At 64.1% G+C, this 12553-nt stretch carries 11 protein-coding genes; 7 read left to right on the top strand and 4 right to left on the bottom strand.

Annotated features, from left to right (window positions below; all coding sequences use genetic code 11):
* Positions 1-52: 52 nt before the first annotated feature.
* Positions 53-580, bottom strand: a complete 528-nt coding sequence (locus tag BcanWU425_RS29330) for a DUF3124 domain-containing protein (protein WP_231188774.1) — start codon at positions 578-580, stop codon at positions 53-55.
* A gap of 67 nt (positions 581-647) precedes the next feature.
* On the opposite strand from BcanWU425_RS29330, the gene BcanWU425_RS29325 reads away from it, so the two are divergent.
* From BcanWU425_RS29325 to BcanWU425_RS29310, 4 genes are all read left to right on the top strand, one after another.
* Complete coding sequence (locus BcanWU425_RS29325; protein ID WP_085352555.1) at positions 648-2375, top strand: cation:proton antiporter; 1728 nt, start codon at positions 648-650, stop codon at positions 2373-2375.
* A 153-nt stretch (positions 2376-2528) separates the two neighbouring features.
* Positions 2529-3605, top strand: a complete 1077-nt coding sequence (ribB, locus tag BcanWU425_RS29320; protein WP_018456228.1) for a 3,4-dihydroxy-2-butanone-4-phosphate synthase — start codon at positions 2529-2531, stop codon at positions 3603-3605.
* Positions 3606-3765: 160 nt separating this feature from the next.
* On the top strand, positions 3766-4980 hold the full coding sequence (locus tag BcanWU425_RS29315; protein ID WP_007594720.1) for an acyl-CoA dehydrogenase: 1215 nt from the start codon (positions 3766-3768) through the stop codon (positions 4978-4980).
* A 149-nt stretch (positions 4981-5129) separates the two neighbouring features.
* Positions 5130-6053: an MBL fold metallo-hydrolase gene (locus tag BcanWU425_RS29310; protein ID WP_204513888.1), complete on the top strand. Its 924-nt coding sequence runs from the start codon at positions 5130-5132 to the stop codon at positions 6051-6053.
* Between the two features lie 7 nt (positions 6054-6060).
* Here BcanWU425_RS29310 and BcanWU425_RS29305 read toward each other — a convergent pair whose 3' ends face one another.
* Entirely contained in the window at positions 6061-6915 is an 855-nt protein-coding gene (locus BcanWU425_RS29305; RefSeq protein WP_085352553.1) for a DUF1499 domain-containing protein, read from the bottom strand.
* 242 nt (positions 6916-7157) lie between these two features.
* A complete protein-coding gene (locus tag BcanWU425_RS29300; protein ID WP_085352551.1) occupies positions 7158-8786 on the bottom strand; it encodes a fatty-acid--CoA ligase in 1629 nt (542 codons plus the stop codon).
* A 65-nt stretch (positions 8787-8851) separates the two neighbouring features.
* Between BcanWU425_RS29300 and BcanWU425_RS29295 the strand changes: the two genes are divergently transcribed.
* Entirely contained in the window at positions 8852-9973 is a 1122-nt protein-coding gene (locus tag BcanWU425_RS29295; RefSeq protein ID WP_085352550.1) for an extensin family protein, read from the top strand.
* Between the two features lie 37 nt (positions 9974-10010).
* On the opposite strand, the gene BcanWU425_RS29290 is transcribed toward BcanWU425_RS29295, so the two are convergent.
* Positions 10011-10697: a L,D-transpeptidase gene (locus tag BcanWU425_RS29290; RefSeq protein WP_018456233.1), complete on the bottom strand. Its 687-nt coding sequence runs from the start codon at positions 10695-10697 to the stop codon at positions 10011-10013.
* Positions 10698-11033: 336 nt separating this feature from the next.
* Between BcanWU425_RS29290 and BcanWU425_RS29285 the strand changes: the two genes are divergently transcribed.
* Together BcanWU425_RS29285 and BcanWU425_RS29280 are read left to right on the top strand one after the other, a co-directional pair.
* Complete coding sequence (locus tag BcanWU425_RS29285; RefSeq protein WP_018456234.1) at positions 11034-12011, top strand: magnesium transporter CorA family protein; 978 nt, start codon at positions 11034-11036, stop codon at positions 12009-12011.
* A gap of 186 nt (positions 12012-12197) precedes the next feature.
* Positions 12198-12416, top strand: coding sequence for a hypothetical protein (locus BcanWU425_RS29280; protein WP_026233114.1), 219 nt, complete (start codon positions 12198-12200; stop codon positions 12414-12416).
* The last annotated feature ends 137 nt before the right edge of the window (positions 12417-12553 follow it).

Raw genomic sequence — 12553 nt, 5'->3', positions numbered from 1 at the left:
GTTGCGTCGGCCATGCCTATTTCTTTTGCCCGCATCCGGCGGACAGACGGCCTTAGTTCTTGCCGGCCGTCCGGGTCGGACGGCCTTGGCTGATGAAAGCGTAATCCGCATTGGCGACGCCGCCAACCATCAAGGCCTCGACAGCAGGCTCGGCGATCTCGCTTGCTGCGGCCCAATCGACCAGGAAATTGGCTCCGGTCCCGCCGCGTACGTCGTCGGTCGGAATGAAGATCGAGACGGTGGCGAGGGGCTTCAACGCGACGGGCGCCTTCAGATAGCTCTCGACCTGCTTGCCTGCGGTGTCGAAATAGGCGATGCGTTTGACGACCAGCGGCTGGGTCTCGGAGGCGTTGTGCACGCTCAAGGTCACCGAGAAGTCGACGCGCAGCTTGCCCTGGCTCATCGCGACACTGGAATAGGCGGGCACGTAGAACCCGCCGGCGACGGCGAGTTCTTCTTTCGGCAGCGCGGTGAGGGAATCTGCAAAGTTTTGTTCGATATTGACCTTGGATTGAGCGGCTGCGGGCACGGAGCAGGCGAGGGGGCATAGCAGCAGTGCAGTGGCGAGCCCCATCCGCATGTGACGAATTGCTTGCTTGCCGCACCGCACTCGATCACTAGGGTGCGGCAAAACGGACCAATCTGGCATGCACGAGCTCATTCGCGACATCACTCTCTGTATCCTGTTTGCCTGGATGCTGGGCCTGCTTGCCCACTTCTCCAGGCAACCGCTGATCCTTGCCTATCTTATCGCCGGCTTCTGCATTGGTCCATTTGGCGCCGGCTGGGTCAAGTCGCAGGAATCGATCAGCGTCATCTCCGAGCTTGGCCTGATCTTCATGCTGTTCATGATCGGCCTGGAGATCGACCTGAAGAAGATCGTGCGGGCCGGAAAGGTCATCCTGTTCGCGGCGGGCGGCCAGCTCCTCGGCGGCTGCCTGCTCGGGGTGCTGTTCTTCGTCGGCATCGGCCTGTCGCTCGGGGGCGGACAGTTCGATGCGGTTTACCTCTGTGTCGCCTGCGCGCTGTCGAGCACCGTCATCATCGTCAAGGTGCTCTACGAGAAGCGCGAGCTCGACACGCTGCCCGGCCGCATCACCCTCGGCGTGCTGGTGCTCCAGGACATCTTCGCCATCCTGTTTCTGGCGGTGCAGCCGAGCCTTGCCAATCTGGAAATCAGCGTGATCCTGCTCTCGATCGGGCGGGTCGCAGTGCTGGTCGCCGCGGCACTGCTGGTGAGCCGCTACGTGCTGCCGCGCCTGTTTCACCAGATCGCCCGCCGCCCCGAGTTGATCCTGCTCGGCGCGCTCGCCTGGTGCTTCCTGGTCGCCGAGACCGCCGAGCGGCTGTCGCTGTCGCGCGAGATGGGCGCCCTGATCGCCGGCGTCTCGCTCTCGACCTTTCCCTATGCGCTCGATGTCACGGCCAAGGTCACCACGCTTCGCGATTTCTTCATCACGCTGTTCTTCGTCGCGCTCGGCATGACCATTCCCGTGCCCGGCCTCTCCGTGATCGGACTTGCCCTGATGATCGCGGCGTTCACGGTGGTGAGCCGCCTCGTGACCACCTTCGTCCCGCTCTATCTGATGAAGCAGGGCCTGCGCGCCAGCCTGTTGCCGGCCCTGAATCTCGCGCAGATCTCCGAGTTCTCGCTGGTGGTGATCCAGACCGGCGTTGCCGACCACCACATCGCAGCCCAGACGGCGAACGCGGCCTCCTTCGCCTTCGTGGTGCTGGCGGTGCTCTCGACCTTCGTGATGACCCGCAGCGACGAGATCACCCGCTGGGCGATCGGTCCCCTGAAGCGGATCGGCCTGCGCGATCTCGACCACGGCAATGGCCACGGCGAGGAAGGACACGAGGGCCATGGCGAGGCGCGCCGCATCGTCATCCTCGGCTTTTTCCGTGCGGCGAGCGCGCTGCTGGCCGAGATCGAGCGGCAGGCACCGGTGCTGCTCGAGCAGATCACCGTGATCGACTTCAATCCCAATGTGTACCAGACGCTGCTGTCGCGCGGCCTGCACGTGATCTATGGCGATATCAGCAGCGCCGACACGCTGCTCCATGCCGGCGTCGGCAAATCCGAGATGATCATCCTCAGCGTCCCGGATGCGCTTCTGAAGGGTGCCAGCAACGAGAAGCTGGTCCGCCACGTCCGCACCCTCAACCCGACCGCCATGATCATTGCCACGGCCGATCTGTTGTCGGATGTAGACGAACTCTACGCGGCTGGCGCCAGCTATGTCACCGTGACCCGGCTCAGCGACGCCCATGAGCTGTTCACGGTGATCGAGGCCGCCCAGGCCGGCCTGTTGGCCGACAAGCGGGCCGAGCTCGATCAGCGGCTCGGCGAGCGGCGCGAAGTGCTGCCCTGACCGCTCCCGGCCGGCTTCTCACCGGGCTTAGGCCCGACGCGAGCCGCCCGTCGGGCAGGGCTGCGGTCCGGCATATGCGGTTGCGCCGGGGACACTAGCGCCCCGGCTCAAGTCCGGCTAAGCCTCCGGGCCATAACCGATAGAGATTGGGAAATGCCGGATAACGTCCAGGAAGTCTTGCAGGCCTTTGCCCGGGGTGAGCTCGTGGTCGTCACCGACGACGAAGACCGCGAGGGCGAGGGCGATCTGATCGTCGCCGCCTCGTTCTGCACCGCCGAGAAGATGGCGTTCATCATCCGCCACACCTCCGGCATCGTTTGCGCCCCGATCACCAGCGAAGATGCGCGCCGCCTGCGGCTCGATCCGATGGTGGCCCACAACGACTCAGCGCACACCACCGCATTCACGGTCTCGATCGACTACAAGCCCGACGGCGGCACCGGCATCTCGGCCGAGGAGCGCGCCTCGTGCTGCCGCGCGCTGTCCAATCCCAATGCCGGCGCCAACGACTTCGCCCGTCCCGGTCACATCTTCCCGCTGATCGCCAAGGACGGCGGCGTGCTGCTGCGCTCCGGCCATACCGAGGCCGCGGTCGACCTGTGCAAGCTCTCCGGCCTGCCGCCGGTCGGCGTCATCAGCGAGTTGATGAACGACGACGGCAGCGTGATGAAGGGCGAGCAGGTCGCCCGCTTCGCCGCCCAGCACAAGCTCAAGCACGTCACCATCGCCGACATGATCGCCTACCGCCAGGTGCGCGAGAAACTGATCGAGCGGGTCTCGACCTTCGTCACCGAGAGCCCGATCGGGCCGCTGCAGGGCTATGCCTACCGCTCGCCGTTCGATTCCATCGCCCATGTCGCCTTCGTCTACAACGGCGTCGGCGACGGCAAGAACGTCCTGACACGCTTTCACAAGCCGAACATCGTCAAGGACATCTTCACCGGCCACAAGCGCATGGCGGCGGTGCTCGAGCACTTCAAGAAATCGGGCCGTGGCGTTCTGGTCTATCTGCGCGACGGTGCGGCCGGTGTCCCTGTGGCGCCGCTGCCCGATGAGAGCGCGACCGAGGCCGACCGCAACCGCCAGTGGCGCGAAGTCGGCGTCGGTGCACAGATCCTGCGCGATCTCGGCGTCACCTCGATCCGGCATCTCACCTCCTCGGTGCACGACTACAAGGGCCTTTCGGGCTTCGGCATCGAGATCGTCGCCAACGAGCTACTCGAAAGCTAGCGCTGTCATCCAGGGGTGCGCGAAGCGCATCCCCCGAGGCGCGCCTCGCGGGTCCCCGGGAATCACGCAGACCCGTACATCTGCAACGCAATTGCACTTGTTGCCGCGGCGCTTTACTTTGTCGGGCAAATTTTGACGGAACCAGACGAAAGGACGTTTCATGACCGCGCGCCCTCAGGCCAAGGACAAGCCGGCTTCGGCTTCTTTCCAGTGGGACGATCCGTTCCTGCTCGACGAGCAGCTCACCGAAGACGAGCGCATGGTGCGCGACACCGCGCGCGCCTACGCCCAGGACAAGCTGCTGCCGCGCGTCGCCAAGGCCTATCTCGAAGAGAAGACGGATCGCGAGATCTTCAACGAGATGGGCGAACTCGGCCTGATCGGCATCACGTTGCCGGAGGAATATGGCTGTGCCAATGCAGGCTATGTCGCCTATGGTCTGGTCGCGCGCGAGATCGAGCGGGTCGATTCCGGCTACCGCTCGATGAACTCGGTGCAGTCCTCGCTGGTGATGTATCCGATCTACGCCTATGGCGACGAGAACCAGCGCAAGAAGTACCTGCCGAAGCTCGCCAGCGGCGAGTGGGTCGGCTGCTTCGGGCTGACCGAGCCTGATGCCGGCTCCGATCCGGCCGGCATGAAAACGCGCGCCGAGAAGGTGTCGGACGGCTATCGCCTGACCGGCAGCAAGATGTGGATCTCGAACGCGCCGATCGCCGACGTGTTCGTGGTCTGGGCCAAGTCGGCCGCGCACGACAACCAGATCCGCGGCTTCGTGCTGGAGAAGGGCATGAAGGGCCTGTCGGCACCGAAGATCGGCGGCAAGCTGTCGCTTCGCGCCTCCATCACCGGCGAGGTCGTGATGGACGGTGTCGTGGTTCCGGAAGACGCGCTGCTGCCCAACGTCTCCGGCCTGAAAGGCCCGTTCGGCTGCCTCAACCGCGCCCGCTACGGCATTTCCTGGGGCGTGCTCGGCGCGGCCGAGGACTGCATGCACCGCGCCCGCCAGTATACGCTCGACCGCAAGCAGTTCGGCAAGCCGCTCGCCGCGACCCAGCTCGTGCAGAAGAAGCTCGCGGACATGCAGACCGAGATCGCGCTGGGCCTTCAGGGCTCGCTGCGCGTCGGTCGCCTGATGGACGAGGGCAAGTTCGCTCCCGAGATGATCTCGATCATGAAGCGCAACAATTGCGGCAAGGCGCTCGACATCGCCCGCGTCGCGCGCGACATGCACGGCGGCAACGGCATCTCGATCGAGTATCACGTGATGCGCCACGTCCATAACCTCGAGACCGTCAACACCTACGAGGGCACCCACGACGTCCACGCCCTGATCCTGGGCCGCGCGATCACGGGCATTCAGGCGTTTTTCTGAGCAAACCGCCCCAGTGTGGGATGCGACTGAACTCTCCAATCGCGTCATGGCCGGGCTTGTCCCGGCCATCCACGTCTTAGACCACGCGAAGAACGTGGATGCCCGGCACGAGGCCGGGCATGACGAAGTCAGCAAGGTACGAGCAAGCCATGTCCGACAACGACGACGTCCCGTTCAACCGCGACTTTCCGCTGAAGCCCGGCATCGTCGAGGAAGTCCGCCCCGGCGTGCGGCGCGTGCTCTGTAACAATCCGAGTCCGTTCACTTTCACCGGCACGGTCAGCTACATCGTGGGCCGGGGCAACGTCGCGATCATCGATCCCGGTCCGGACGACGAGGCGCATGCGGCGGCGCTGCTCGATGCCGTCAGCGGCGAGACGGTGAGCCATATCTTCGTCACCCACACCCACCGCGACCATTCGCCGAACACCGCGCGGATCAAGCGGTCGACCGGCGCGCCAGTTTACGCCGAAGGCCCGCACCGCGCCTCGCGCCCGCGCTTCGAGAGCGAGAAGCACAACCCGGAATCCGGCGCCGACCGCGACTTCGCGCCCGATATCAGGATCGGCCATGGCGACGTGGTCGAAGGAGATGGCTGGCGGCTCGAGGCCGTGGCGACACCCGGCCATACCGCCAATCACCTCGCTTTTGCCTGGTCCGAGCGAAAATTCAACTTCGTCGGCGATCACGTGATGGGGTGGTCGACCTCGATCGTGGCCCCGCCCGACGGGTCGATGATCGACTACATGGAATCGCTGGATCGTCTCGCCGCGCGCGAGGAGGATGTGTATTTCTCCGGTCACGGCCCCGAAATTCCGGACGGTCCGCGCTTCGTGCGCTTCCTGATCCGTCACCGCAAGGCGCGCGAGGCCTCCATCCTGCACCGCCTTGCCAAGGGCGAGACCGACATCCCGACCATGGTCCGGGCGATCTATATCGGCATCGATCCGAGGCTCACCACGGCGGCGGGCTACTCCGTGCTGGCGCATCTGGAAGACCTGGTCGCCCGCGGCGTGGTGGCGACGGACGGCGATCCCGTGATCGGCGGGACCTATCGGATGGCGAACGCTTAGCCTACCGTCACTTCTTCACCGTCTTCGCCGGCGCCTTCGGCGGCGCCACCGGCGTCTTCTTCACCGGCTTGAGTGCGTCGGCATCGGCGGCGGTGTTGAGATCGTCGATGAATTTCTTCACGCGTGCGGCGTTGCTGCCGAGGTCGCTCTCGAAATAGCGCGAGGCGGAGCGGATATCGACGCGGGAATCCTCGCCGTCGGGCACGACCCGGATGGCGATGTCCTCGCGGAAACCCATGATCGGTGAGCGCGCCACCGCCTCGATGCGGCCGATGCGGCGCGGGGGCTGCGGCGCGCGCTCGTCGATGATCAACCATTTGCGCTTGTTGACCAGCTGAAGCGCGATCGCATAGGCGCGGTCGACTGAAATCTCGAGCTCGATCGGCTCGATATCGGGATAGAATTGACGCTGCTGCTCGGCCGAATAGAGGCCGGCATACACAGCGGTATTGGCACCATCGCCGGTGCGCAGGCGGGCCAGGGCGTCGAAGCGCGGCGGGTCGATCGGGTCGGTGGTGATGTCGTGGATCGCCGGCAGCTTGCGGTATTGCAGGCCGAGATAAGCGGGATAGGCGAGGATCGCGCCGTCGATCAGGAACGCAAGCAGGATGCGCGCCATGCCGCGCGAGCCGTTCTGCCAGATCGCGGCGAAGCCGGCGAGCCCGAACAGGATCGAGAGCGCGGCAATCCCGAGCCCGCCGAAGAAGGTCGCGAGCGCCGGCTTCATCTCCAGGAAGCCGAACCGGACGATGATGATCGAGACCACCACCGCCACCACGGCGAACACGGCCAGATTGCGCGCCCAGCTCGCGAGGCTGGAGACGGGCTCCGACTGGTAGGGAGCGGAAAACCTGCGGGCCATCGGGTCAGCTCTGCCGGGATCTTGGGGACGGTGCCGGCCGATCTGGCACGACGATGGGCCGTTGAGACCACGGCCCGCGGGCAAATTCAAGAGTTCCGCAGAAGGCTGCATCGTCATGGCCGGGCTTGACCGGCCATTCACGTCTTTTTGCCATGAGGACGCGGATGTCCGGGCCGTCGCCGCGCCGAAGGGGCTTTGGCCCCGCAGGCGGGACGAAGCCCGGGCACGACGTCCGAGATGGCCTACGCCGCCGCGTTCGGGAAGCGGTATTCCCTAAACTGATCGCGCAGCGCGGTCTTCAGGATCTTGCCCGTCGCCGTGTGGGGGATACCGTCGACGAAGGCAACGTCGTCGGGCATCCACCATTTGGCGATCTTGCCATCCATGAACTTCAGGATGTCCTCGCGGCTGGCCTGCTGGCCCTGCTTCAGCTGCACGATCAGCAGCGGACGCTCGTCCCATTTGGGATGGAACACGCCGATCACGGCGGCTTCCGCCACCGCGGGATGGCCGACTGCGAGGTTCTCCAGCTCGATCGAGGAAATCCACTCGCCGCCGGACTTGATCACGTCCTTGGAGCGGTCGGTGATCCGCATGTAGCCGGCTTCGTCGATGGTCGCGACGTCGCCGGTGTCGAAGAAGCCGTCCTCGTCGAGAATGTTGGCGTCGACCCGGTAATAGGCCTTGGCGACGGCCGGGCCGGCGACCTTGAGGCGGCCGAAGGTCGTGCCGTCCCACGGCAGTTCCTTGCCGGCATCGTCGGTGATCTTCATCTCGACGGCGAACGGCGCGTAGCCCTGCATCTGGAGCACGTCGAGCCGCGCCTCGCCGGTCGCATTCTGGAACGGCGGCTTCAGCGCCGCGACGCTGCCGATCGGGCTCATCTCGGTCATGCCCCAGGCGTGACGGACGTTCGAGCCCATGTCGAGGAAGGCCTTGATCATCGAACGCGGCATCGCCGAGCCGCCGCAGATCACCATCTTCAGGTCCGGCAGCTTCAGATTGTTCGCGGTCATGTGCTGGAGCAGCATCAGCCACACCGTGGGCACGCCGGCGGTATGCGTCACCCTCTCGGTCGAGAGCAGCTCATAGACCGAGGCGCCGTCGAGCTTGGCGCCGGGCATGACGAGCTTGGTGCCCTGCGACGGCGCGGAGAAGGCGATGCCCCAGCTGTTGGCGTGGAAGAGCGGCACCACGGGAAGCATGGTTTCGGAGGCGCTGGTACCGAGCGCGTCGACATTGTTGGCCATCAGCGCGTGCAGCACGTTGGAGCGATGCGAATACAGCACGCCTTTGGGATCGCCGGTGGTGCCCGATGTGTAGCACATCGCGGCCGCCGTGTTCTCGTCAAAGTCCTTCCATTTAAACTTGCCGTCGGCCTCCGCAATCCAGTCCTCGTAGGCGACCACGTTCTTCAGCGTCGTCTGCGGCATGTGCGCCTTGTCGGTGAGCACGACATAGCGTTCCACGCTTGTCAGCTTGTCGGCGATCTTCTCCAGGACCGGAATGAACGTGATATCGGTCATCACGATGCGGTCCTGCGCATGGTTGATGATCCAGGCGATCTGCTCGGGGAAAAGGCGGGGATTGACGGTATGGCAGATGGCGCCGATCCCCATGATGCCGTACCAGACCTCAAGATGGCGCCAGGTGTTCCAGGCGATCGTTGCGACACGGTCGCCGAGCTTGATGCCGTCGCGCTCCAGCATCTGCGAGACCTTGAGCGCGCGCTTGTGGATATCGGCATAGGTGGTGCGATGGATCGGTCCCTCGACCGAGCGCGTCACGACCTCCTGCTTGCCATGAATCTTGGCGGCGTGTTCGATGATCCTGTGGCAGAGCAGGGGCCAGTCTTGCATCAAACCAAGCATTCCGTCGTTCCTCCGAGAAGCCGCTGGGCGGATTGTCGCTCTCAGCGTTGGGCCAAAGAATTGTCATGAGTTTTAGCCTGCCCGCCTTTCGCCGCAAATGGTCTTATCGCGGCTATATGTCCGTCGGCGCGGCAATGGTTACCGTCGCGCTCGGGCTCGCGGATCGGGCAGAGGCGCGCAAATATGGGTCCCCGCTGGACATCTTTGGTATTGCGGCACCACGGCCGCGCGCCACGGTTCATTCTGCCAATATCTCTGGCAGGATCCCGCTCCCAAGACCTCGCCCCGAGGAGGCCCCCAAGGGGTCGGCCAAGGCATCGGACGAGGCTCCTGCGGAGACCGAAGACAAGCCTTCCGCGGACAAACCTGGCGCCGCCCAGCCCGCCGAAGCCGCGCCGCCGCCCGAGAAGCAGGCCTCGGCGTGCCGCCTCGCGCTGACCGAGGAGATCGCGATCGCGCCTTCGATCCCGGATATCCGCGGCCCCGGCGCCTGTGGCGGCGAGGATCTGGTGCGGCTCGAGGCCATCGTGCTGCCGGACAAGCGCAAGGTGGCGGTCAAGCCGGCGGCGATCCTCCGCTGCACCATGGCATCCGCAATCGCCGATTGGGTGCGCAAGGACGTGGTGCCGCTGGCCGCGAGCCTCGGCTCGACCATCAGCGATCTCGACAATTTCGACAGCTTCGAGTGTCGTGGCCGCAACCGCGTCGTCGGCGCCATGCTGTCCGAGCACGGCAAGGCCAATGCGATCGATGTGCGCGCCATCAAGCTCGCTAACGGGCAGTCGATCGGCCTGACCGACCGCACCATGCCGCGCGAGGTGCGCGAGCGCGTGCTGCATTCGGTCTGCTCGCGCTTTTCGACCGTGCTCGGCCCCGGCTCGGATTGGTACCACGAGGACCATATCCATCTCGATCTCGCGCAGCGGCGCAACGACTACCGGATCTGCCAGTGGAACGTCTGGGATCCGCTGCCGCAGGTTGCCCCGCTGCTGCCGGCGGAACGGCCCGAGGAGGCGCCGCCGCGTGAGGTCGCGGCCAAACCCGAAGCGAAGCCCGAGGCCAAGCCCGAGACGAAGCAAGGAATTGACGACGAGGCGTCGGAGAAGTCGGCTGCCTCCCCGGACAAGCCGGCGGCCGACGGCCAAAAAGCCCGGCCGCACAAGCCGGCAACAAAAAAGCGCCGGTGAGACCGGCGCTTTTGAATGTCAGAGATCAGGTACCTGATCAGTAGCTGCCCGCCTGGCCAGTTTGGCTGCCGCCGAGCGCAAGCCGTGAATTGTAGGGCGAGTCGCCATGCTTGGGCTCGAGCACCACAACGAGGGTGCCGACCTTGACGCGATCATAGAGGTCGATCGCGTCCTCGTTGGTCAGGCGGATGCAGCCCGACGAGATCGACGCGCCGATATATTCCGGCTGGTTGGTGCCGTGAATGCGGAACAATGTGTCCTTGCCGCCGGAGTAGAGATACATCGCGCGGGAGCCCATTGGATTGTCCGGACCGGGGGCGACGAAGGTGGGCACGCCCAGGCGCGAAATTTCGCCGGGGGTGGGGTGCCAGGCCGGCCACTCGGTCTTGCTGCCCACCTTGGCGATGCCCGACCAAGCCATGGCTTCTTCACCGACGGTGATGCCGTAGCGGATCGCCTTGCCGCCATCCAGAACGTAGTAGAGGTAATGGTTGTCGGAATCGACCACAATCGAGCCCGGCGATTCCTTGCGGTGGTACTCAACGATGGCGCGGCGGAACGGCTCTGCGACCGGGGTGTTCTCGTACCGAACCTTGGCAAGGAGTTCCTTGTCCTTCGGCTTGAAGGCCTTGGTGTCGGTCGCTTCAAAATGCGTGGCCTGCATGCAGCCCGACAGCATCAGGCCAGCGGCCAAAATACCCAGCGTAACTTTCAGCGACGACATGATTTGGTTCCAATCGACAACAACAAGCTTTCGTGGAGCTTGAGTAAGCCCAATTCCACGATTCCGTTGGCCCCATTATCGTTGAAATCTGCCACAATTCCAGCCTCACGACGCTTCTCCCGCGCTGCAAGACCTTACCTGTGGCTTTTCTGCCGCAAGTTTTGCGGGCCAGCGCCGGTTTTTGGGCAAAACGGTCGTAAGTGTCGATTCCGTGCCACAGTTGGGCCATGGCGTCGCCACAAATGCAAACGCTCCGTTAATGTGCTTGTCATCATCAACTTGTCAGAATCGCGCTAAGCGCTGTCAGTCTGTCGCAGGCCCCTGCTGGAGTTGTGCATGTTTTCTGTGTTCGTTCCCTTCGAGTCCTCCCTCAAGAAGGCCGTCATCGAGGATCTCGCAGCAGTCCCGGAGCATGCGGTCTGGATCGACCTGGTCAACCCCACCGCGGCCGAGGACAAAGCCGTCGAGAAGCTCTCGGGGATCGCAATCCCGACCCGGGAGGACATGCAGGAGATCGAGATCTCGAGCCGCCTCTATATGGAGAACGGCGCGCGCTACATGACCGCGACGCTGATGTGCCAATCCGATACCGATATGCCGAGGACCACGGCGGTCACGTTCATTCTGGGCGACCACCGCCTGGTAACGGTGCGCTATGACCAGCCCAAGCCCTTTGCGCTGGTCGAGGCCAAGCTGGCCCGTTCCTGCACACCGGCCATCACCGGCGAGATGGTGCTGATGGAGCTGCTCGATGCCGTGATCGACCGCTGCGCCGACATCCTGGAGCGCTGCGGCGCCGAGATCGATCAGGTCTCCCATGACATTTTCGAGCCGGAGAGCGAGCGCCACGGTCACGCCAAGCAATATTCGCAAATCCTGATCTCGATCGGCCGCAAGGGCGATCTGACCTCCAAGGTCCGCGAGAGCCTGGTCTCGATCGGCCGCGTCGTCGCCTTCCTTTCCGCGGTGGTGGAGGGCGTGAAATGGTCGAAGGACATGCGCGAGCAGCTCAAGACCATGCAGCGTGACGTCGTCTCGCTGACCGATCATGCCTCCTATCTCTCCAGCAAGATCACCTTTGTGCTCGACGCCATGCTCGGCGTCGTCAATCTCGAGCAGAACAACATCATCAAGCTGTTTTCGGTCATGGCGGTTGTCCTGATGCCGCCGACGCTAATCGCCTCGATCTACGGCATGAACTTCAAGTCGATGCCGGAACTCGAATGGGTGCACGGTTATCCGTTCGCGCTGGTGCTGATGCTGATTGCGGCGATCGTTCCGTACTGGATATTCAAGTGGAAGAAGTGGCTGTAATAGTGACCGAGACCTTACGCCGGACGCAGAGACACAGTGTCTGGTGTCGCAGAATAGAGCGGGATTGCGGCCGCACGGCGATGTGTGCTCGCCGCCCCAATTCCTCCGGTAAAATTTGAGCGGTGGGCTGAACGTTTGCGCGAAACTTGTCTGCGATAAGGAGCAGGTAAGCCGCGAGGAACAGCCATGGTTGAAAAACACATAACGACGCCCCCCAACGTCATCGATCTGGCGAGCTATCGCCACGTCGCGACGAGCGGCAAGGCGTCGTCGATGTCGGCGCGCATGTGCCGGCACTGTGGTGCTCCGCTGCTCGACGGCGAGAACGACGACGATTGCTCGACTGCAATCAGCACGGCCGCTCCGCAGCCACGCGAGAGGTCACGTCGGATTCGACTCGATTGAGGAACGGAAAGCTAAGGGCGATCCAGGTCTTGCGGCGGCGTTGTCTGGATCGCCTTGCTTCTCCGGCGTAATTTCCAGCATCATCATTGCGAGGAGCTCGCGACAAAATTGCGAAGCAATTTTGCACTGAAGCGACG

It is taken from the genome of Bradyrhizobium sp. WU425 (assembly GCF_021052305.1).
Taxonomy (GTDB): domain Bacteria; phylum Pseudomonadota; class Alphaproteobacteria; order Rhizobiales; family Xanthobacteraceae; genus Bradyrhizobium; species Bradyrhizobium canariense_D.
Note: the sequence above shows the minus strand (reverse complement) of the source record. Positions and strands in the feature narration are given on the sequence as shown.

What these genes read in the sequence shown, in the direction of transcription:
- BcanWU425_RS29330 (WP_231188774.1), bottom strand. Translation starts at nt 580, where the DNA reads ATGCGGATGGGGCTCGCCACTGCACTGCTGCTATGCCCCCTCGCCTGC.
- BcanWU425_RS29325 (WP_085352555.1), top strand. Translation starts at nt 648, where the DNA reads ATGCACGAGCTCATTCGCGACATCACTCTCTGTATCCTGTTTGCCTGG.
- ribB (WP_018456228.1), top strand. Translation starts at nt 2,529, where the DNA reads ATGCCGGATAACGTCCAGGAAGTCTTGCAGGCCTTTGCCCGGGGTGAG.
- BcanWU425_RS29315 (WP_007594720.1), top strand. Translation starts at nt 3,766, where the DNA reads ATGACCGCGCGCCCTCAGGCCAAGGACAAGCCGGCTTCGGCTTCTTTC.
- BcanWU425_RS29310 (WP_204513888.1), top strand. Translation starts at nt 5,130, where the DNA reads ATGTCCGACAACGACGACGTCCCGTTCAACCGCGACTTTCCGCTGAAG.
- BcanWU425_RS29305 (WP_085352553.1), bottom strand. Translation starts at nt 6,915, where the DNA reads ATGGCCCGCAGGTTTTCCGCTCCCTACCAGTCGGAGCCCGTCTCCAGC.
- BcanWU425_RS29300 (WP_085352551.1), bottom strand. Translation starts at nt 8,786, where the DNA reads ATGCTTGGTTTGATGCAAGACTGGCCCCTGCTCTGCCACAGGATCATC.
- BcanWU425_RS29295 (WP_085352550.1), top strand. Translation starts at nt 8,852, where the DNA reads ATGAGTTTTAGCCTGCCCGCCTTTCGCCGCAAATGGTCTTATCGCGGC.
- BcanWU425_RS29290 (WP_018456233.1), bottom strand. Translation starts at nt 10,697, where the DNA reads ATGTCGTCGCTGAAAGTTACGCTGGGTATTTTGGCCGCTGGCCTGATG.
- BcanWU425_RS29285 (WP_018456234.1), top strand. Translation starts at nt 11,034, where the DNA reads ATGTTTTCTGTGTTCGTTCCCTTCGAGTCCTCCCTCAAGAAGGCCGTC.
- BcanWU425_RS29280 (WP_026233114.1), top strand. Translation starts at nt 12,198, where the DNA reads ATGGTTGAAAAACACATAACGACGCCCCCCAACGTCATCGATCTGGCG.